General features: G+C 47.1%; 20 protein-coding genes. 9 read left to right on the top strand and 11 right to left on the bottom strand.

Going from position 1 to position 18,676, the window contains the following annotated elements; all coding sequences use genetic code 11:
* Positions 1 to 5: 5 nt before the first annotated feature.
* The gene (gene gpmM, locus A8L45_RS13110; protein WP_068902987.1) at positions 6 to 1,544 is read right to left on the bottom strand and encodes a 2,3-bisphosphoglycerate-independent phosphoglycerate mutase; all 1,539 of its coding nucleotides are present in this window, start codon (positions 1,542 to 1,544) and stop codon (positions 6 to 8) included.
* Positions 1,545 to 1,886: 342 nt separating this feature from the next.
* On the opposite strand from gpmM, the gene A8L45_RS13105 reads away from it, so the two are divergent.
* From A8L45_RS13105 to cysE, 4 genes are all read left to right on the top strand, one after another.
* Positions 1,887 to 2,327: a rhodanese-like domain-containing protein gene (locus A8L45_RS13105; protein ID WP_068902985.1), complete on the top strand. Its 441-nt coding sequence runs from the start codon at positions 1,887 to 1,889 to the stop codon at positions 2,325 to 2,327.
* A gap of 78 nt (positions 2,328 to 2,405) precedes the next feature.
* The gene (gene secB / locus A8L45_RS13100) at positions 2,406 to 2,870 is read left to right on the top strand and encodes a protein-export chaperone SecB (RefSeq protein ID WP_068902983.1); all 465 of its coding nucleotides are present in this window, start codon (positions 2,406 to 2,408) and stop codon (positions 2,868 to 2,870) included.
* 20 nt (positions 2,871 to 2,890) lie between these two features.
* A complete protein-coding gene (gene gpsA / locus A8L45_RS13095) occupies positions 2,891 to 3,910 on the top strand; it encodes an NAD(P)H-dependent glycerol-3-phosphate dehydrogenase (protein ID WP_068902981.1) in 1,020 nt (339 codons plus the stop codon).
* A gap of 485 nt (positions 3,911 to 4,395) precedes the next feature.
* On the top strand, positions 4,396 to 5,214 hold the full coding sequence (gene cysE / locus A8L45_RS13090) for a serine O-acetyltransferase (protein ID WP_068902979.1): 819 nt from the start codon (positions 4,396 to 4,398) through the stop codon (positions 5,212 to 5,214).
* A 103-nt stretch (positions 5,215 to 5,317) separates the two neighbouring features.
* Here the strand turns inward: cysE and pfkA are convergent, their stop codons facing one another.
* The 3 genes from pfkA to A8L45_RS13075 all read right to left on the bottom strand — a co-directional run bounded on the left by pfkA (position 5,318) and on the right by A8L45_RS13075 (position 8,012).
* The gene (gene pfkA / locus A8L45_RS13085; RefSeq protein WP_068902977.1) at positions 5,318 to 6,280 is read right to left on the bottom strand and encodes a 6-phosphofructokinase; all 963 of its coding nucleotides are present in this window, start codon (positions 6,278 to 6,280) and stop codon (positions 5,318 to 5,320) included.
* A gap of 236 nt (positions 6,281 to 6,516) precedes the next feature.
* Complete coding sequence (gene fieF / locus A8L45_RS13080) at positions 6,517 to 7,398, bottom strand: CDF family cation-efflux transporter FieF (protein WP_068902975.1); 882 nt, start codon at positions 7,396 to 7,398, stop codon at positions 6,517 to 6,519.
* A gap of 134 nt (positions 7,399 to 7,532) precedes the next feature.
* The gene (locus A8L45_RS13075) at positions 7,533 to 8,012 is read right to left on the bottom strand and encodes a Spy/CpxP family protein refolding chaperone (RefSeq protein WP_068902973.1); all 480 of its coding nucleotides are present in this window, start codon (positions 8,010 to 8,012) and stop codon (positions 7,533 to 7,535) included.
* A 178-nt stretch (positions 8,013 to 8,190) separates the two neighbouring features.
* On the opposite strand from A8L45_RS13075, the gene A8L45_RS13070 reads away from it, so the two are divergent.
* The 4 genes from A8L45_RS13070 (at position 8,191) to A8L45_RS13060 (ending at position 12,093) form a co-directional block, all read left to right on the top strand.
* Positions 8,191 to 8,889, top strand: coding sequence for a response regulator (locus A8L45_RS13070; RefSeq protein ID WP_068902971.1), 699 nt, complete (start codon positions 8,191 to 8,193; stop codon positions 8,887 to 8,889).
* A gap of 3 nt (positions 8,890 to 8,892) precedes the next feature.
* The gene (gene cpxA, locus A8L45_RS13065; protein ID WP_068902969.1) at positions 8,893 to 10,278 is read left to right on the top strand and encodes an envelope stress sensor histidine kinase CpxA; all 1,386 of its coding nucleotides are present in this window, start codon (positions 8,893 to 8,895) and stop codon (positions 10,276 to 10,278) included.
* 157 nt (positions 10,279 to 10,435) lie between these two features.
* Positions 10,436 to 10,996, top strand: coding sequence for a Tar ligand binding domain-containing protein (locus tag A8L45_RS23850; RefSeq protein WP_083228333.1), 561 nt, complete (start codon positions 10,436 to 10,438; stop codon positions 10,994 to 10,996).
* Positions 10,993 to 12,093: a methyl-accepting chemotaxis protein gene (locus A8L45_RS13060; RefSeq protein WP_083228332.1), complete on the top strand. Its 1,101-nt coding sequence runs from the start codon at positions 10,993 to 10,995 to the stop codon at positions 12,091 to 12,093. Before A8L45_RS23850 ends, A8L45_RS13060 begins: the two co-directional genes overlap by 4 nt.
* 71 nt (positions 12,094 to 12,164) lie before the next feature.
* On the opposite strand, the gene A8L45_RS13055 is transcribed toward A8L45_RS13060, so the two are convergent.
* The 6 genes from A8L45_RS13055 to glpX all read right to left on the bottom strand — a co-directional run bounded on the left by A8L45_RS13055 (position 12,165) and on the right by glpX (position 17,037).
* A complete protein-coding gene (locus tag A8L45_RS13055; protein ID WP_068902967.1) occupies positions 12,165 to 12,629 on the bottom strand; it encodes a tRNA (cytidine(34)-2'-O)-methyltransferase in 465 nt (154 codons plus the stop codon).
* A gap of 123 nt (positions 12,630 to 12,752) precedes the next feature.
* Positions 12,753 to 13,523, bottom strand: a complete 771-nt coding sequence (gene tpiA, locus A8L45_RS13050; RefSeq protein WP_068902965.1) for a triose-phosphate isomerase — start codon at positions 13,521 to 13,523, stop codon at positions 12,753 to 12,755.
* A 346-nt stretch (positions 13,524 to 13,869) separates the two neighbouring features.
* Complete coding sequence (locus A8L45_RS13045; RefSeq protein ID WP_068902963.1) at positions 13,870 to 14,211, bottom strand: DUF3135 domain-containing protein; 342 nt, start codon at positions 14,209 to 14,211, stop codon at positions 13,870 to 13,872.
* A 278-nt stretch (positions 14,212 to 14,489) separates the two neighbouring features.
* Positions 14,490 to 15,233 carry a ferredoxin--NADP reductase gene (locus tag A8L45_RS13040; RefSeq protein ID WP_068902961.1) on the bottom strand — a complete coding sequence of 248 codons (744 nt, stop codon included), beginning with the start codon at positions 15,231 to 15,233 and terminating at the stop codon, positions 14,490 to 14,492.
* Between the two features lie 21 nt (positions 15,234 to 15,254).
* The gene (locus A8L45_RS13035; protein ID WP_068902959.1) at positions 15,255 to 15,875 is read right to left on the bottom strand and encodes a helix-turn-helix transcriptional regulator; all 621 of its coding nucleotides are present in this window, start codon (positions 15,873 to 15,875) and stop codon (positions 15,255 to 15,257) included.
* A gap of 154 nt (positions 15,876 to 16,029) precedes the next feature.
* On the bottom strand, positions 16,030 to 17,037 hold the full coding sequence (gene glpX / locus A8L45_RS13030; protein ID WP_068902957.1) for a class II fructose-bisphosphatase: 1,008 nt from the start codon (positions 17,035 to 17,037) through the stop codon (positions 16,030 to 16,032).
* A 710-nt stretch (positions 17,038 to 17,747) separates the two neighbouring features.
* On the opposite strand from glpX, the gene zapB reads away from it, so the two are divergent.
* Entirely contained in the window at positions 17,748 to 17,990 is a 243-nt protein-coding gene (gene zapB, locus A8L45_RS13025) for a cell division protein ZapB (protein WP_068902955.1), read from the top strand.
* 34 nt (positions 17,991 to 18,024) lie between these two features.
* Here the strand turns inward: zapB and rraA are convergent, their stop codons facing one another.
* Positions 18,025 to 18,510, bottom strand: coding sequence for a ribonuclease E activity regulator RraA (rraA, locus tag A8L45_RS13020; RefSeq protein ID WP_068903026.1), 486 nt, complete (start codon positions 18,508 to 18,510; stop codon positions 18,025 to 18,027).
* Positions 18,511 to 18,676: the final 166 nt, after the last annotated feature.

Raw genomic sequence — 18,676 nt, 5'->3', positions numbered from 1 at the left:
AAAGATTATTTCAGATTGAACAGCACCTTACCAGTCATCTCTTGCGGCTTTTCAACATCAATCAGGGATAGCATTGTAGGCGCAAGGTCAGACAGTTTGCCATCATCGGCCAGTTCCAAATCCTTGTTACCAACATAAATCAAGGGTACTGGCAGATTGGTGTGAGCGGTATGAACGCCACCAGTGTTGGGGTCGATCATCATTTCAGCATTGCCGTGGTCTGCAGTAACCAGCAGCTGTCCGTCAACTTCACGAATAGCGTCAACAACCCGAGAAATGCACACATCCATCATTTCGACAGCTTTCACAGCAGCATCATACACACCCGTATGACCAACCATGTCGCAGTTTGGATAGTTGCAAATGATGGTATCAAACTTACCGCTCTTAATGGCGTCCACCAGTTTATCGGTCAACTCTTCTGAGCTCATTTCCGGTTGCAGATCGTAAGTGGCTACTTTCGGAGATGCCACCAGTGCGCGCTCTTCACCTTCAAAGACAGATTCCACGCCGCCGTTGAAGAAGAAAGTAACGTGTGCGTATTTTTCAGTTTCCGAAATACGCAACTGAGTTTTTCCTTCTTTTGAAAGCCATTCGCCCAGCGTATTGCTGAGGCTCTCAGATGGGAAAGCACAGGTGGTTTTAATGTCAGCGGCATATTCTGTCAGCATGACAAAGTCAGCAAGATCAGCAACCTTGTGACGATTAAATCCGTCAAATTCTGGTTGGAAGGCACGCGTGATCTGACGAGCACGGTCAGCGCGGAAGTTCATAAAAATAACAACATCGCCATCGTCAATGCTGGCAACAGTTTCGCCTTCAGCACGGATTTCGGTAGCTTTTACAAACTCATCGTTTTCGTCACGCTCGTAGGCTGCTTTCAGGCCATCGACTGCGGAGGATGCTTTGAACTCGCCTTTTGCTTCTGTCAGCAGATCGTAAGCCTGTTCAACGCGATCCCAGTTGTTATCGCGGTCCATAGCGTAGTAACGACCAACTAAAGACGCGATACGACCTTTGCCCAGCTTGGCGAATTGAGCATCAAATCGCTCAAGTGACGCTTCAGCACTGCGAGGTGGAGTATCTCGTCCATCGAGGAAGCAGTGAAGATAAATCTGCTCTGCTCCGCGCTGTGCCGCCATGTCTACGGCTGCTGCAATATGATCTTCATGGCTGTGAACGCCACCCGGGGACATCAGGCCCATTATGTGAACAGCTTTGCCACTGTTTATGGCTTTGTCCATGGCAGCAGTAAGTGCTGGATTATGGAAAAATTCGCTGTCAGCAATGGACTTGGTGATTCGGGTGAGGTCCTGATAGACAATACGGCCCGCACCGATATTGACGTGTCCAACCTCGGAGTTACCCATCTGACCATCAGGCAGGCCAACATCCATACCTGATGCTGAAATCAGAGTACTGTTGTTTTTGATCAGGGAATCAAGAACCGGAGTGTGTGCGTTGGAAACGGCATTGTCGGCGCTATCCTCGCGGTGACCCCAGCCATCCAGAATTACAAGAGCCAGTGGCTTTTTGGCAGACATGTGGTGTCCTCTATTTATTTATCAATGCGGAAACATATTTAATGACGTAACTTTACTACACTTTGTTGCTTTAACAGTAGGCAAAATTGGAACTAAATTTCATACCTTGTCCCTATCTATTAAATATGTTTTTCATTATTTTTCTTTACGTGTCTCCGCGAAAATCAGCTTAATTCAGTGAGTGGGAAGTGTGGCGTAAGCAAGCGCAAGCCCGGTGCCGTTTGTTGGTACTGGCTCACAGTGAGCATGATATGGAATTTACACCTCCGGGGTGTACATCGCAGGGGGGCGGGTTATACTCGGAACGATTTTTTATTCGTCGACAATATGTAGAAGTGAACTATGCAGCCATTTATTGAATTTGTATCTAACAATATGATCCTGGCATTGGTCTGGGTTGGCTTGTTCGTTGCCCTGATGGCCACGATCATCAAGCAAAAATCTGCCGCTTACACGGTATTGAGTCCAAATCAGGCGACTGCTTTGGTTAACCATGAAAATGGTGCCTTCCTCGATATCCGCGCGAAGGACGATTTTAAAACCGGACATATTACGGGCTCACTTCACATTTTACCGTCAGAGATCAAAGCAAGTAACTTTGGCGAACTTGAAAAATTCAAGCAAAACCCCATTGTACTGGTGTGTAAATCAGGTCAGACAACTCCTGAATATGCCAATCTGCTGGTGAAAGCAGGCTTTGAGAAAGTGAATATTCTTAAAGACGGTTTGATTTCCTGGAACGAGGCTAACCTGCCGCTTGTTCGCAAGAAGAAAAAGAAGTAACACGCTAATAGTAAAGTTAAATACCCTGGATCGGGTGTCACTATTTTTTATAAGCAATAATCTAAAAGGATTCCTAAAATGGCTGAAACAGCAAACCCGCAAGCGGAACAGAATTTCTCTATCCAGCGTATATTCCTGAAAGACCTGTCTTTCGAAGCGCCAAACTCTCCAGAAGTATTCCAAAACGAGTGGAACCCAGATGTGAATCTGGATCTGGATACGCAGAGCCGTGAGTTGGCCGAAAATGTCTACGAAGTGGTTCTTCGTCTGACAGTAACAGTTAAAAATGGTGAAGAGAACGCATTCCTATGTGAACTCCAACAGGGCGGTATCTTCAGTGTTGAAGGTATGGACGCACCACAGCTGGCGCACTGCTTGGGTGCATTCTGCCCGAACATTCTTTTCCCATATGCGCGTGAAACTATCTCAAGCACTGTCGTTAAAGGTACTTTCCCTCAGCTGAACCTTGCCCCTGTTAACTTTGACGCACTTTTCATGAACTACCTGCAGAGCCAAATGAAGGACGAAGAAACTGAGGCGTAATTGACGTCCAGTAATTTCTCATGAAGACAACGAACACTGAACAAGTGGCAATGTCTGTGCTAGGTGCTGGCTCGTACGGCACCTCGCTAGCTATTTCACTTGCAAGAAACGGTCAGAATGTCGCGCTCTGGGGACATAACCCTGTTCATATGGCGACGTTGGAAACCGACAGAGCCAACGAGGCATTTTTACCGGGTAATCCATTTCCTGATTCCTTATTGGTATGCGCTGATCTCGAACAAGCAGTTTCTGCGAGTCGGGATTTACTCATCGTTGTACCGAGTCATGTCTTTGCAGAAGTGCTAGAAAAAGTGAAGCCTTTCGTCAGCAAAGATACCCGTATCTGCTGGGCCACCAAGGGGCTTGAACCTGAGACGGGTAGATTGCTGCAGGATGTCGCCAGAGATATTCTGGGTGACGACATCTCACTGGCTGTGTTGTCGGGTCCGACGTTTGCCAAAGAACTGGCTGCTGGGATGCCAACGGCAATTTCGGTCGCCTCTACAGATCCTCTGTTTCTTGCTGACTTACAAGAGAAAGTACATTGTAGCCGGACGCTGAGAGTCTATGGCAACAGTGACTTTGTTGGCATGCAACTTGGCGGAGCGGTGAAAAACGTTATCGCCATCGGTGCGGGGATGTCAGATGGTATTGGCTTTGGTGCGAATGCCAGAACGGCACTGATCACCCGTGGTCTTGCTGAAATGACACGTCTCGGTGTCGCTTTGGGTGCAGAGCGTGAGACCTTTATGGGAATGGCTGGGTTAGGTGATCTGGTGTTGACCTGTACTGACAACCAATCCCGTAACAGGCGTTTTGGCCTTGCACTCGGCAGTGGCAAAGATGTCCAGCAAGCACAGCACGATATCGGTCAGGTCGTTGAAGGTTACCGCAATACCCGCGAAGTCTGGGCATTGTCAAAGCGTGCAGGTGTTGAAATGCCGATCGTTGAGCAGCTTTATGCCGTTCTGTACGAGGGCAAAGATGCCAGATTGGCTGCGCAGGACCTATTAGCGCGAGCAAAAACCTCTGAGTCGTGAACGTTGACTCAACCAAACATAAAAATAACGCGGTGACTCTCGCGTTATTTTTTTAGCAGACGGCCACTCTCTTGCTGAAACCAATCTCTTGCTAAATAAGATGGCAGTTTTCTCACGCTGTCTTATTGATTTACCCTAATATCTGCGCCTCACTCGGTTCCCTTTACTTGTTAGATTACAAGCCCTTTGGTAGCTATCCCCGCTTTGCGTTGAGAGAGCACTCACTGACTCTCCAGCTGTCTGGTATAATGCGATGTCTTTTGATATTAAAGGTTGACCGTTAATGGGATCAGACTGGGTCGAATTAACACCGAAAGCTGTATTCTGCAGCGAGGTTCAGAAAGATAACATCTGGGGTTAACACTCATGTCATCGCAGGCAGTTGTCTGCTCGTAATAGATAAGGAAAATCTTGTCACTGGTTCAGAAAACTGACCCAATCCAGTCTAGAGTGAAAAGAAAACAGCGGAGTCTGATACAAAGCCCATGAAGAAATGTGAACGACAAAAAGTCTGGGAAGCCATCAAAAGTGAAGCCAAAGAGCAATCTGAACGCGAACCAATGCTGGCCAGCTTTTTCCATTCCACCATCATTAAGCATGATTCACTCAACTCAGCGTTAAGTTATATTCTGGCGAATAAGCTGGCTACGCCAACTATGCCAGCCATGGCTGTCCGCGAGATCGTCGAAGAAGTTTATAGCAAAGACAAGAAAGTGGTTGACGCTGCTGCCTGTGATATCTGTGCCACTGTTCAGCGCGACCCGGCAGTAGAACTCTACTCAACCCCTTTACTGTATCTGAAGGGCTATCATGCGCTGCAAGGATTCAGGGTGGCTAACTGGCTTTGGTTTCAGGGACGCCGTGAACTTGCTGTTTACCTGCAAAATCAGATCTCTGTTGCCTGTCAGGTTGATGTTCACCCTGCCGCTAAAATTGGTCGTGGCATCATGTTTGACCATGCAACAGGTATCGTTGTTGGTGAAACAGCGGTAATCGATGACGATGTTTCCATCTTGCAGGATGTCACGCTCGGCGGGACGGGCAAAGAATCTGGCGATCGTCATCCTAAGATCCGAACGGGTGTTATGGTAGGAGCGGGCGCTAAGATTCTCGGGAATATCGAAGTAGGCGAGGGCGCTAAAATTGGTTCAGGCTCCGTCGTTCTTGAAGCGGTTCCACCCCATACAACAGTGGCTGGTGTGCCAGCCAAGGTAGTCGGCAAACCCTCTACAGATAAACCGTCTCTTGAAATGGATCAGGAATTCAATGGCACGCAGCTCTTCACTGGCGGTGACGGTATATAACACTGACAAATGCACTCATCTGTGCTGTGTGTGATTAGCCAATTGAAAGTGAATGGGAATAAAAAAACGGAGCGCGTGGCTCCGTTTCTTGAATAACATCTTATCAGAACAGCTTATCCGCTACCTCATAGAGGTCTTTACGCAATGGACGTTTCATGTTCTCGATAGCGTCGATAATGTCGTGGTGAACCAGCTCTTCACGCTGAATACCAACACAACGACCACCATGACCACCAAGCAGAAGCTCAACGGCATAAGCGCCCATTCTCGATGCGAGGATGCGGTCGAATGCAGTAGGCTGACCACCACGTTGAATATGGCCGAGAATAGTAGCACGGGTCTCACGGCCGGTTTCCTGCTCGATGTATTTGGCCAGTTCATTAGCATCTGTCATCAACTCGGTCAGAGCGATGATCGCGTGCTTCTTACCCTTGTAGATGCCTTCTTTGATCTTGGCTAACAAGGCTTCTTTATCAAGGCCCGTTTCAGGAGTGACAATATATTCACAGCCGCCAGCAATCGCAGACATCAGGGTCAGATCGCCGCAGTGACGACCCATGACTTCAACGATTGAGATGCGTTGATGCGATGATGAGGTATCACGCAGGCGGTCGATAGCGTCAATAACGGTATTCAACGCAGTCAGATAGCCAATAGTATAGTCGGTCCCCGCTACATCGTTATCAATGGTGCCGGGCAAACCTACACATGGGAATCCCATCTCGGTCAGCTTTTTAGCGCCCATGTATGAGCCATCACCACCAATAACGACCAATGCCTCAATGCCATGCATTTTCATGTTACTGATTGCTTGCTGGCGAACTTTCTCATCTTTAAATTCAGGAAAGCGAGCAGAGCCCAAGAAAGTGCCGCCTTTGTTAATAATGTCGGAAACACTGTTGCGATTCAGCTTTTCGATGCGGTTTTGATGCAGACCCAAGTAGCCATCATAAATGCCGTAGACTTCAAGGCCTTCGCTGAGTGCGGCTCGAACCACTCCGCGGATCGCAGCATTCATACCCGGGGCGTCGCCGCCACTGGTCAAAACACCAATTTTACTAACCATGGTTACCCTCTGAGTTTGGGAATTGAACGTCAAATCCATATTCGTGCAATGCCGGGACAGGCTGATGGCTGTCTATGCAAAACAATATGTGCCAATTTTATATCGACGGCAGTTGCTTTGAAACTGTAACTTTCTTACTTATGAAAGCCTATTACAAATTTATTAAGCTATTTTATTGATAAAAATCAGAAAACCTCACTTCATGAATAGAATTAACTGCTAGTGAGTCTAGGTATTCAGACTTTTGCCTCAATGGTAACAGGATCCTGATGAATAATAATGTCAGCATCTGTGAAAGCGGATAACAGCGCAGACTCTACCTCGTCACTGATCTGATGAGCATCGGAAAGTTTGAGAGCTCGATCCAATTCAAGGTGAAGTTGAATAAACTTCGTTGGCCCTGATTGACGTGTCCTCAGATCATGAACGCCTTCCACTCCGTCTGTTCCTCCGGCTATTTCCATGATGGTAAGTTTTTCATTATCAGGAAGTTCATGATCCAAAAGCGATTGGACTGCATCAAATGCCATCTTGCCGGCACTCACTGAGATCACCAGCGCGATCGCGATGGCAAAGAGCGCATCGGCCTGCGAGATCCCGTACCAAGACAGCGCCAACGCAATAATGATGGCGATATTCATCAAAAGATCCGTTTGATAGTGAAGGGAATCTGCAGCAATTGCCTGACTGCCTGTTTTTTTCACCACCCATCGTTGGAATAAAACCAAACATGCGGTGAGCAACGTCGCGATGATTGATATAACGATACCAAGCTCAGGTTCGTTCAGTGGGCTGGGCCTGAAAAGACGTTCGATGCCGTTAAGCATTAAGAAAAGTGCTGAGCCGATGATGAATGCAGACTGGGCCAGCGCTGCCAGCGACTCAGCCTTACCATGCCCGAATCTATGATTATCGTCAGCAGGTTGAAGTGCATAACGAACAACAATGAGGTTGGTGACTGAGGCAAGGATATCCATTAGGGAGTCAACCAGCGATGCCAGCAGGCTGACCGCTTCTGTGTGCCACCAGGTGAAAAGCTTGGCAACCATCAACAAGGTTGCGACTAAGGTTGCTGCCCAGGCGGCAGACTGCACGAGACGGGAATATGTGTTGGACATATTATCGATGAGAGTGAGAGAAAAGTGCCCGTATAGTGCGCTTAGCTCACTCTTTAATCAACTCAAAAAAGTATCTGCCCAGACAAAATCTTTGCCCGGGCAGAGAGTTAACACAGCAAGGAAGGTAATGTTATTTAGTTATTATTGTGACGCTCTAAACGCTCAGCTTTGCGCTTTTGTAATTTCTTAATATTTTCAGCGACGGTTTCTTTTTGCTCTGGGGTGAGCACAGAGAGCATTTTGTGTTGAGCTGTCAGCATTTTCACCCGGCGCTCGACCTGATTGTTTACCATCTCCTCAGCCAAAAGGCGCACCGCCTGTTCATCAAGAGTGTCAGCGAGGATAAGCTGCTGAACTTGCGCCTGGCGCGTTATATTTGACTGTCGATTTTCTTTTCTCTCCGCTTTTATCGCCGTTTTTTGTTCCGTACGGAGGGCTCTGATTTGTTCTTTCTGCTCGTCATTTAAGTCGACACCACGCAGCAGACGTTTAAATTCCTTGTTGCCCTGATGTTTCCCTCCATGATGTTTATCACCGTAAGCAAGTGCTGTACCTGAGGCTGCAAGTAATGAGGTTGCTGCCAGCATAGTTAATATTCGTTTTGCCATTTTCATCGTGTCTCTCCTGTTCGAATGTTGTGTTGAACGGTACCCACTCTAACGACTGGAGAGTAAAACGCTGTTTGCGGCAGGTAAAAGAGTGTAAACACAAGTAAAGTCACTCTCACGCCGTGGTAATTCAGAAAAGATTGCAAGATACTGGCTGTAAGGAAAAAGGACATATGGAACTGACATGCCAAATCTGTTGTTAATTGATGATGATACAGAGCTAACCTCTCTGCTGTCTGAGCTGCTGGAGCTTGAGGGCTTTACTGTGTTGACAGCAAGTAATGGACTTGAGGGACTTGAGCGGATAAATGATGAGATAGATCTGGTGTTACTGGATGTCATGATGCCTGTTCTCAATGGTATGGAGACGTTGAGGCGACTCAGGGAGCAGAGGGAAACACCCGTGTTGATGCTGACAGCCAAAGGCGAGGAGATCGACAGAGTGATGGGGCTTGAAATGGGGGCTGATGATTATTTGCCCAAACCATTCAGCGACCGTGAACTGTTGGCAAGGATCCGGGCTATCTTGCGCCGTACCAGCAAAGGAAATGAGAACCAAGATGAGAGCAATGCCGAACAGGATGTCATGCACTATCAGGATCTGGTGATCTACCCCCGACGCCTGGAAGTGTATTGCAATGACAACCTGGTGCCACTCACTGGAACAGAGACAGAAATGTTAATCTGTATGGTCAGAAATGCAGGTCAGGTTGTACCAAAAACACGTCTGAGCGAAGAAGTGCTGGGTAAGCGTTTGGCACCGTTTGATCGCGCGATTGATATGCATATTTCTAACATCCGTAAAAAGTTACCCAATCTCTCCGGTGGCAGAGCCAGAATAAAAACCCTGAGGGGAAAAGGCTATCTGCTGGTGGAGGAATAACGTATGCGGTTCCCGCTTTTCAGAAGCCTATACGGTAGCATCTTCACCATTTTTTGGTTCACATTGTTTCTCGTTCTGGTTGCGGTCATTTTCGCTCAGCATAATGACCCGAGAATTGCCCAGCAAGCGTCACGCAGTATCACTAATGAAGGAACCAAGCTTGCCTCTCTGGCTGCTTATCGTCTGGATGCCCCCGGCGCTGAACTGACAAGGGATCGCCTGATGTTATTCACCCGCTTTCAGGGAAAAGACAGGCGGCATTTATTTTTTGTCACTCCAGAGGGCGATGTTATCTCTGGCAAACTACCCAGAGGACCCATACGTCGGGCGATAAGAAACTTTCTCACCTTATCTGACAACCCTGACAGCCCGTTACAACGAAAGTATGGCTCGTGGATACTGGCTGGCCCTTATGTTGTGCCATCTCAAAATAAGGACGACCCTGTCTGGCTCTACATAGGTAGAGGTGGGATCGCGCCAGAGCACTTTATTGTTAATATTCTCGACAGCCCGTTTCAGTTTTTGCTGGTAGCGATGGCAATCAGTACCCCTCTGCTTATTTCACTGGCCTGGGCGCTTAGCCGACCTGCCAGACGTTTCCAAAAAGCAGCAAAGAGAGTCGCTGATGGACACTTTGACGGGGCACCGGAGTTAGAGAAAGGGACACAGGAGTTTCGTGAAGCTGGCGCGAGTTTCAATCACATGGTGAAGGCCATCAATGGCATGATGAGTAGTCAGCAGCGTTTACTGTCTGACATTTCGCATGAATTACGCTCTCCTTTGACGCGATTGAGGATGGCCAATGCGGTCGCTATCCGCAAGCAAGGAGAGAGTGCAGAACTGAAGCGAATAGATATGGAAGCAGAGAGACTTGAGAGCATGATCTCTGATCTATTGAGCCTTTCAAGAATGCAGATCGATAGCCATGTCTCTCACAGTATTTTTTCCCCGCAAGAGCTTTGGGGAGAAATGCTTGATGATGCGAAGTTTGAGGCCGGACAAAGTGGGAAAAAGGCCGAGGTTTCCGTCATGCCGGATAGTGAAGTTGAGGCTTTTGGTCCGCTACTCTGCAGTGCGCTCGAAAATGTGGTGAGAAACGCCATTCGATACGCTGAACATCGAATAGATATTAGGTTCCGGACTGCGAACGGGGAACTGGTCATTGAGGTATCAGACGATGGCGCGGGTGTTCCTGAAGAAGAAATAAACGAGATATTTCGCCCTTTTTACCGCGTGTCCAGCTCTCGCAACCGAAAAACTGGTGGAACTGGTCTTGGGCTGGCCATTACTGATAACGCAATTCGTCAACACAATGGACGTTGTTATGCGCAGAATAAGCACAATGGTGGCTTAACGGTGACTTTAATTATCCCTCTGCACAAGCCGTAAATCTGACGATATGGTGATAATTTTCACCTTAAATATGAAACAAATGTAAAAAAATCGGACTTGTTTGCTACGCTTTGATTGACGACGATCAAATATTTCAGCCTCATCCAAAGAATTGGTTTGATGTGGCTAACAAAGTTCCTTTTTTGGAGGTTTCATGTTTAGTCAGATGACGCTTAAGCAGAGACTGCGTTGGTTTATCGCATTTGTTTGCGGTATACAGGCTGCTGTTGCCCTTTTAGTGTTTGTTCAACTGGCTTCGACAGAAGAGCATCTTGCAGGCGTAGCGCACAGAGACATGCCAGTATTGGCAGCGCTATATAGTGCCAGTGAACATACATTTAAACAGCAAGTGGTCTACAACGAGGCTTTTCGCAACTACATTGAAAACCATCCTGATAAGTATCAGGAACGCAAAGAGAAGTTTGATAAATTGGAAAAGGTTGTGAAAGATGACTTTACCAAGGTATCAGAGTTAATTGCCGGTGGTGCGGAGCATGCGACAGGCTTTGAGGCCGAGGCCTTCAAGAAGGCTGCCGGAGAGCTCGCCATTCTCAAAGAACAACACAAAAACTGGCAAAAGCATGTGTACGAAGTGTTCGGTTACCTTGAGAACGGTGATTTGAAAAACGCTGATACATTGGGCGAAGTGACGGATAAAGAGGCTGCAAAGATAGCGAAGTTGGTGAGGATTTATATTTCACCATTGAAAAAATGACAGAGGCCGCTGTTATCAGTATCGAACATCAAGCGACACGGCTCGAATACATAGTGATTGTTGCTACTGTCATATCTATTTCTTTCGCGCTGTTCTTGTCCAGCAGAATTATAAGTTTCTTGGTCAAGTCACTCGACAAGGTCTTTCAGTCTTTAGCTATCATGGCAAACGGTGATTTCAGTGTACCATGTAAGGTCAACTTACCGGGTATGCTGGGGAATTTGCAGGAAAATACTGAGAAGACGCGGCAAAGCATCAACAAGATGCTGGCTGGTATCGCCGACGAAGTGGTTGAGAGCTCTGGCTCATTGAGCGAAGTGAGCAAAGAGGTTCAATCTATCGTTGACTCGCAAAGCCGCGAAATAATGCAAGTGGTAACGTCAACCGACGAGCTTGCGTCTTCAGCCACGCAGATAGCTGAAAACGCAAATAGCACACACGATACCACCGAAAACGTCCTGTCTCAGGCCAATGAGAGTTTGAAACTTAATGACGATGTGGTGAAGCAGATTGAGCTTTTGGTAGACAGCCTGACACAAAGCAGTCATGCGCTTGGGAAGCTGGAAGAGAACAGTCATAACATTACCACTGTGCTTGACGTCATAAAAGGCATTGCTGAACAGACTAATTTACTGGCACTTAACGCCGCAATTGAGGCTGCAAGGGCTGGTGATCAGGGACGAGGCTTTGCTGTTGTTGCAGATGAGGTGAGAAACCTTGCCAAACGTACTCATGATTCCACCTCTGAAATTGAAACCATGATCTCTCAGTTCGATGGCGTAACCAAGGATGCTGTTGATACAATGCAACAGAGCTGTGAGTTGGGTGATAAAACCATTAATATTGCCAAGCAGTCAAGTGATTTGTTGAACACCAGTAACAGCTCAATCAGCAAGGTCAACGAGATGAATCTTGAAGTTGCCAGTGCTGCAACGCAACAGAGTTCAGTGGTCGAAGAAATGAACGTAAACGTCAACAGAATAAATGAAAAAGCAGAGGCGAGTAGTGAGCAGGTGAAAGCACTGCTTCATGCCGTCGACCAGCTTTGTCATGTGTCAGATAACCTGATGAAGGCGACAGGACGAGCAGGAACATAATATGGTTCGTTCATTCCGTATATGTTTTAAAAGCTGGCAAACCGCCAGCTTTTTTTCTTTACGCGTTCAGGTCAGCTGCCACCATCGAAGCCATTCTGACGCCATGCTTCGTAGGATACTATGGCCACTGAGTTAGCAAGATTTAGGCTCCGGCTTCCCGCACGCATTGGCACCCTCAGACGCATCTCCGGACTAAAAGTATTCATCACGTTATCCGGCAGACCTGATGTCTCTGATCCAAATACCAGAGCATCTCCGGGCTTATAATCAATTTCAGTGTGCGGTCTGCTACCTTTAGTGGTGCAGGCAAAAACCCTCTCAGGTTTTACCGCTGCGAGAAAGCTGGCATAGTCTGGATATCGTTTTACGTTTGCGAGGTCATGATAGTCAAGTCCTGCCCGGCGCAGCTTCTTTTCCTCAAAATCGAAACCAAATGGTTCAATCAGGTGTAGGCTGCAGCCTGTATTAGCGGCTAGGCGGATGATATTTCCAGTATTTGGCGCAATCTGAGGCTGATGTAAAACGATATGAAACATGATCTTTCCGAACAGTGAATCGAAACTGGAGTATAAAGGTGAGAATTAGGCTGTCGCAAGTGGTAGGACGCGCCCAATAAAAAAAGGAGACACAAGGTCTCCTTTTAGCATTTTTTTAAAGGCTTACTTTTTGGCGTCAGCAGCTGCTTTTGCGATAGCAGCAAAACCTTCTGCATCAAGAGCAGCGCCACCAACCAGCGCGCCATCGATATCAGGCATTGCAAATAGCTCAGCGGCGTTACCTGCTTTCACAGAACCGCCGTACTGAATAACAACTTGCTCAGCAACATTTTGGCTGAAGCTGGCAATGTGAGCACGGATGGCTGCATGTATCTCTTGAGCCTGCTCTGCTGTTGCAGCTTTACCCGTACCAATAGCCCAGATTGGCTCATACGCAATCACTGCTCCCAGTAGTGCTTCGACACCCTGAGTTTTGATAACAGCATCCAACTGACGAGCACACACTTCAACCGTCTCACCTGCTTCGTTTTGCGCTTCTGATTCACCAATACACAGCACTGGAGTGAGGCCTTGTTCTTTCAGGAAGGCAAATTTTTGAGCAACAAACTCGTCAGACTCTTTGTGGTACTCACGACGCTCAGAGTGACCAATGATGATATGAGTCGCGCCGAAGTCTTTCAGCATTTCAGGAGAAATATCGCCTGTGAACGCACCGCTGGCGTTAACGTCAACGTTTTGCGCACCCAGCACAATTTTGTTTTGTGCCTTACCCAGTAACTGCTGAGCCAGGTCCAGGTACATCACCGGTGGAGCAATGGCAACATCAACACCTTCAACACCTGCCAGTGCATTGTCTAAACCTTTAATAAGGTCTGAGACCATGGCTTTGTTACCGTTTAGTTTCCAGTTACCCATAACCAATGGATGGCGCATAGGAGTTCCTCCATAATCCAAAAAAAGTAGACAGCGACAGCAAAGATAACAGCACCCGAGGTTCAGTTTCCTGTCTGAGCGCAAGATTGTTCCTGTTTGTACTTGTTTTGAGACGGAATGTGAACCGCAAAGTAATAAAATTTCGTTATTTATTTTCTGCAAAAGGAAGCGAGAGAATTTTATGTGATCGGTGTCATTTATTTAATTAACGAATTACACCAATCAAGGTGTCTGTAACGCGCTTTTATTGATTTACCGGATTGGGATATGAAGTGCGGGACGGTGAGAAAGGCATGATAAGTGACGGAAGGTGCTCAACAGCACCCTGTCGTCAATCATAAGGTCATTACTGTTCGACAGCCATATCGTCTGCTTTGGCTTTGCGTGGCACCAAAGTAGATACGGACGCTGTCTTCTCCGTTAACGCCGACGGGTTATTAAGCGAAATGGCAAAGCGTTCAAACTGACGCATTAGTTCTTTCATTAATAGCGTATTGACGTGGTGCGGGTTTTTGCCATGTGCAATAACCTGATTAATATGGCTGAGTTGAGCACGAAGCTTGGGTTGCATTGACTCACTCGCGCTTGCGATGACTTCCTCGCTCATACTAATGCGGAGTGCTTCAAGTTGCGCCGGGTCCTTCTCAGCCAACTCTTTCAGTTCGTCAAATGATGGTAACTTCTGCATAGTCAATCCTCCAACTACATGTCTTTCTGTACGACTTGAATCGACTATGACTGTGTGACCTGTGCCAAACAATCACTGTAATGTTTCATTACTGAGACTAGGATGCTGAATAACACCATAAATTGATTTTTTTACTGGCTAAGACATTGAATTTTCGTGGAGACAAAAACGCCACGTTTACGTGGCGTTTGGACGGTGGTGACGGAAAAGAAAGGTTTTTGACCGGATTATTGGCTATTTTTCGGGTTTAAAAGGGCGTAATTAAACAAAATTTCCCTTTACCAGTATTGTTCGACTGTGATTTGCCCGGGTTTTCGGCGTAAATTTTTCTCGAAACCACGGGTTTCAAGGATGGCTCTTACATCTTTCACCATGTCAGGATTACCGCAAATCATGATCTGACTTTTCGCTGGATTCAGCGGGAGACCAACAACCCGTTCGAGAAGTCCATCTTCCAGCGCGTGAGTGATACGGCCAGAAAGGGCACCTGTTGTCGGCTCACGACTGACAAAAGGCTGAACAATCAGCTGATCGCTGTGGCTTTTCTTGAGTTGGTTTATTTCGCCTTGATAGCTGAGATCTGCACTGAAGCGAACAGCATGAACCAGCACGATTTTACGGAATCGCTGCCAAACGGTCGGTTCATTTAATATCGATAGATACGGACCCAGTGCTGTACCTGTTGACAGCATCCACAGGTCTTCGCCTTCAGGTATTTCATCAAGTGTGAAAAAACCAGAAGAGTTTTCGGTGATCATCAGGCTATCCCCGGCTTCCAGCGCGTGTAGATGAGGGGAGAGGAGTCCGTCGGCAACGCGGGTTGCGTAGATTTCCTGATACTTGCTACCCGGAGGGTTGACTAAGGAGTAGGCGCGCTGAATGAGCTTGCCATCTATTTCCATGCCAAGCTTGGTGAATTGACCCGCAATGAACGGCTCGAGCTCGGAAGAGAGTACAAGGCTGAACAGATTCCGGTTCCACCGCCGGTTTTCAATTACCTCCGCCTTGATCCATTTCGCCATAATACTGTCTCCTTGTCATGGTCAGGGCCTGGATGACACCCTGTAAGTGCAGCGACGCTGCCCTTTAATAATATGCTCTTCTCTGACAACCTGATAATCATCCGATAATAAAGTCTGAAATATATTCTTCTCGGACTGGCACAAGGCTGGGCACTTTGAAGCTGCGAAGCAAATTGGGCAATGGTTTTCAATGAGGATGAAGCTGTCACCTTCTTGTTTTAATTCAGCCATATACCCTTCGCTATCTCTAAGATAAGCCAAGGTCTCAAGTTTGGCCTGCAAATTAAGACAATCTTTGATCGCGTCACGGTATTGAGTGAGCGTTTTTTGCTCTCTTTGCCTGATAACCCGTTCTACACCCTCGTCACCGAAGACATTCCTGACGGACTCCATCAGCGAGACAGCAAGTTCATTGTGACTGTCGGAGAAATGCTTATGCCCTTTCTCTGTCAATGACCACTGACGGGCTGGCCGCCCCACTTTGGCTCTGATGTCGTCAAAATCTACCAGGCCATCTTCTTTCATCGCCTGAAGATGTTGACGGATCCCCATCGTTGTTATTCCACACTCGTCGGCAAGCGTTTTGGTGCTTAACGCGCCTTGTCGTTTTATGGAATGCAGTATTTTTTCTACTGTTTTCATGGTTAACTCAGGATATTGCTGTTCCCGAAATAGTATGTAGTGCGTTGCCTTAATAAAACAATTGGATGATTTATTGGGATCAATATTCCTGCTTCAGGACCTAGAGCAGTGCCCATTGGCACTGCTTTGACGTCACGGCACAGACCCTTAGTGACTACATAATCAGGTTTTTCAATGCCTCGTCTTTTCGCTCTAAATAGTGGCTAGATTGAATCCTGCGAATAGTTCGGCATTTTCCTCTGATCAACAATGTTTCTGTCGTGGCTATATTACCTCTACGATTTATACCCTCCAACAGGTCACCTTTGGTGATACCCGTTGCGGAAAATATAACGTTATCGCTTCTTGCCATTTCCTGCAGTTTCATTGCTTTGCCGACAAGTATTCCCATTTCCTGACAACGCTGCTGTTCAATTTCCCCCAATCGACGGTTTTCTTCTGAGTCTCCTTTTACCTCGTGTCGTGGCAGTAATCGACCTTGCATATCGCCATCGAGTGCCCTGATCACTGCCGCTGACACTACACCCTCTGGTGCACCGCCAATGCCATACATCACATCAACATCACTGTCTGGCATGCAGGTCAGAATAGAGGCTGCGACATCGCCATCAGGGATAGCAAATACCTTGCACCCCATTTGATGCATATGACTAATGACTGCATCATGGCGAGGTTTGGCAAGCGTGATCACGACCAAGTCTTCAATCGATTTGTGCAATGCATCGGCAATGTTACGAAGGTTTTGCTCAAGTGGTAGGTCGAGGTCTATAGCGCCCTTTGCCTCTGGCCCTACAACCAGCTTTTCCATATACATATCTGGCGCTTTGAGGAAGCAGCCTTTTTCTGCTGCGGCCAACACGGCCAGTGCATTCGACTGGCCCATGGCGGTCATGCGTGTTCCTTCGATAGGATCAACAGCAATATCAACACTGTCTCCACCTGCTCCAACGTGTTCACCTATATAAAGCATAGGGGCATCATCAATTTCACCCTCCCCAATGACAATTTCACCGCTGATCTCTGTCTGATTGAGAAGTAGACGCATCGCTTCGACGGCAGCGCCATCGGCTAGGTTTTTATCGCCACGGCCAAGCCATTTATAGCCAGCCAGCGCCGCTCCTTCAGTTACTCGTGAAAATGCCATTGCCAAATCGCGTTTCATTGCAGCTCCCGTTGTCGCCATGTAGTGACTTACTGTTGTTATATCGAAACAGCCCGAAATACAGTGTTGCTAGGCCGTTTAGGTAGTTATCAAAGCTTTTGATGGGTTTATGTTCTCTGGTGTTTGCGCTGCACCAAAGTGAACATCTCGTCGAGCAATGTCATGTCCCCATAAATTGAAAATAGGGGAGGGGCTACCCGAGAGTCCTCAAATTGGCGGGGAGTGTATCACAGCGAAGCGTAAACGTTTGCGCCAACTGAAACCATTAAGTCTCTTGAACGAAAGAACCCTGTGACTGCTGCGTAACAGGAAAGAATCAATTTATGATTCAGGACGTGTGATTATTTGAAAAGACGGACTGGCACAAATCTGTGCCAGTCTGGCCAATATTTGGCAGATCTTGGTGTGTACCAAGAGAGATACGATCGATGCATACGTTAGCATGAACAAGTGTATGGATAATTGAGAAGGATCCCACTTTCATATTCCTTTGACATAGATAATAAAAGATAGATTTTGTTACATCTCAATCTCTTTTTTCGCTGAATCTGATTTAATTTTGCTCGTTTGTCAGGTAAATGCGATTTAGACAGGTGCCAGCGCCGATTTGCAGGGATAGAATAGAGGCTACGGACTGTCTGATGTTAAATACAGACGGTGGGGCGTCCAACCGGGCGCGATAGATTATTGAATAACGATAGGTGGCCTTGATGTCATTGGAAATTTTAGAGCAGCTGGAAGCCAAAGTGCAAATGGCTGTAGACACTATCTCTTTGCTGCAAATGGAAATTGAAGAACTGAAAGAAAAAAACGAAGCCTTGAACCGAGAAACTGAGGTAGCACGTGAAAACCGTGATGCGCTTGAGCAGGAAAATAACAAGCTTCGTCAGGATCAAGATGCATGGCAGACCCGCGTAAGAAGCCTGCTGGGTAAAATCGAAGAAGTAGAATGATCAGGCAGAGCCGTGAGGCTCTGTCTTATTATCTTCACTCGATATCAATGGGTTCCGGTGAAAGTATCACGCCCGTGGTATCGGCATAAACATGGTCTTCAGGCAGAAACGTCACTCCACCAAAGTTGACAGGTAAATCAATGTCTCCAGTGCCTTGGTCTTCTGCACCGACAGGAATTGATGCCAGTGCCTGAATACCAATATCCATCTCGTCTATTGCATCAACATCTCTGACACAGCCATAAACGATAAGACCTTCCCAGCCATTTTCAACGGCGAGAGAAACAATATCGGCATCAACCAGCGCACGACGTAACGAGCCGCCACCGTCAATAAGCATCACTTTACCTTCGCCGTTTGTGCTCGCTGTATTACGGATAAGACCGTTATCTTCAAAGCATTTTATTGTCGTTATCATGCCGCCAAATGAATTGCGGCCACCATAAGAGCTGAACATAGGTTCCAGTACATCGACTTGATCCAGGAACATGTCACAAAGTTCTGAAGTATTGTATTCCATAATCTGACGTCTTGTTGTCTCAACATGGCTGGCAGGCACTTGGACAAAAGTCCTGGCAGGTTGACCTAGTTTGATGCCAGAAAGTATAACGTTTGCCTATGGCTTTGCAACGATTGCGCCCAGAAACTGACCAGTTCCGGAGTTTATCCTGGTCGATACCAGTTAG

The organism is Veronia pacifica, assembly GCF_001707825.1.
GTDB lineage: Bacteria > Pseudomonadota > Gammaproteobacteria > Enterobacterales > Vibrionaceae > Veronia > Veronia pacifica.
This window is presented reverse-complemented; position numbering and strand designations above follow the sequence as displayed.

Bases quoted from the DNA above. Each gene is read 5' to 3' on its own strand.
- tpiA (WP_068902965.1), bottom strand. From the start codon at position 13,523: ATGCGCCATCCATTGGTTATGGGTAACTGGAAACTAAACGGTAACAAA.
- zapB (WP_068902955.1), top strand. From the start codon at position 17,748: ATGTCATTGGAAATTTTAGAGCAGCTGGAAGCCAAAGTGCAAATGGCT.
- cysE (WP_068902979.1), top strand. From the start codon at position 4,396: ATGAAGAAATGTGAACGACAAAAAGTCTGGGAAGCCATCAAAAGTGAA.
- pfkA (WP_068902977.1), bottom strand. From the start codon at position 6,280: ATGGTTAGTAAAATTGGTGTTTTGACCAGTGGCGGCGACGCCCCGGGT.
- A8L45_RS13035 (WP_068902959.1), bottom strand. From the start codon at position 15,875: ATGAAAACAGTAGAAAAAATACTGCATTCCATAAAACGACAAGGCGCG.
- A8L45_RS13060 (WP_083228332.1), top strand. From the start codon at position 10,993: ATGACAGAGGCCGCTGTTATCAGTATCGAACATCAAGCGACACGGCTC.
- A8L45_RS13075 (WP_068902973.1), bottom strand. From the start codon at position 8,012: ATGAAAATGGCAAAACGAATATTAACTATGCTGGCAGCAACCTCATTA.
- A8L45_RS23850 (WP_083228333.1), top strand. From the start codon at position 10,436: ATGTTTAGTCAGATGACGCTTAAGCAGAGACTGCGTTGGTTTATCGCA.
- gpmM (WP_068902987.1), bottom strand. From the start codon at position 1,544: ATGTCTGCCAAAAAGCCACTGGCTCTTGTAATTCTGGATGGCTGGGGT.
- A8L45_RS13040 (WP_068902961.1), bottom strand. From the start codon at position 15,233: ATGGCGAAATGGATCAAGGCGGAGGTAATTGAAAACCGGCGGTGGAAC.
- A8L45_RS13105 (WP_068902985.1), top strand. From the start codon at position 1,887: ATGCAGCCATTTATTGAATTTGTATCTAACAATATGATCCTGGCATTG.
- rraA (WP_068903026.1), bottom strand. From the start codon at position 18,510: ATGGAATACAATACTTCAGAACTTTGTGACATGTTCCTGGATCAAGTC.
- gpsA (WP_068902981.1), top strand. From the start codon at position 2,891: ATGAAGACAACGAACACTGAACAAGTGGCAATGTCTGTGCTAGGTGCT.
- fieF (WP_068902975.1), bottom strand. From the start codon at position 7,398: ATGTCCAACACATATTCCCGTCTCGTGCAGTCTGCCGCCTGGGCAGCA.
- glpX (WP_068902957.1), bottom strand. From the start codon at position 17,037: ATGAAACGCGATTTGGCAATGGCATTTTCACGAGTAACTGAAGGAGCG.
- secB (WP_068902983.1), top strand. From the start codon at position 2,406: ATGGCTGAAACAGCAAACCCGCAAGCGGAACAGAATTTCTCTATCCAG.
- A8L45_RS13070 (WP_068902971.1), top strand. From the start codon at position 8,191: ATGCCAAATCTGTTGTTAATTGATGATGATACAGAGCTAACCTCTCTG.
- cpxA (WP_068902969.1), top strand. From the start codon at position 8,893: ATGCGGTTCCCGCTTTTCAGAAGCCTATACGGTAGCATCTTCACCATT.
- A8L45_RS13055 (WP_068902967.1), bottom strand. From the start codon at position 12,629: ATGTTTCATATCGTTTTACATCAGCCTCAGATTGCGCCAAATACTGGA.
- A8L45_RS13045 (WP_068902963.1), bottom strand. From the start codon at position 14,211: ATGCAGAAGTTACCATCATTTGACGAACTGAAAGAGTTGGCTGAGAAG.